The organism is Chryseobacterium sp. SIMBA_038 (assembly GCF_046535115.1).
Classification (GTDB): Bacteria; Bacteroidota; Bacteroidia; order Flavobacteriales; family Weeksellaceae; genus Chryseobacterium.
Genome location: NZ_JAWRXH010000318.1, coordinates 1 through 252 on the forward strand (window position 1 = coordinate 1; position 252 = coordinate 252).

The following is a 252-nucleotide window of genomic DNA, read 5'->3' on the forward strand; positions in this document are numbered from 1 at the left end:
GGGCATATCTTTTTAAAATATCAACCCAGCCCCCGAAAACGCCGTCATATTCTCCATACGTTATACTGTCTCCAAAGAACAGTCCATATACAATTTTCTTCATTCAATTCGTTCTTTTATTTATTATCTAAACCTGTTCAATGACTCAGGCTAAAAGCATTTAAAAATAGTATTCAAAGTAAAATAAAATCTTCTGAATACGCTCCATCTCTGTATGTTTTTTTAACATCTTTTTTAGGAAAAACAGACAAG

1 pseudogene is annotated in these 252 nt (G+C 31.7%); it reads right to left on the reverse strand.

The features are described 5' to 3' along the window. A pseudogene (locus SB689_RS23725) lies at positions 1–103 on the reverse strand (SGNH/GDSL hydrolase family protein); the annotation flags it as partial. Between the last annotated feature and the right edge of the window lie 149 nt (positions 104–252).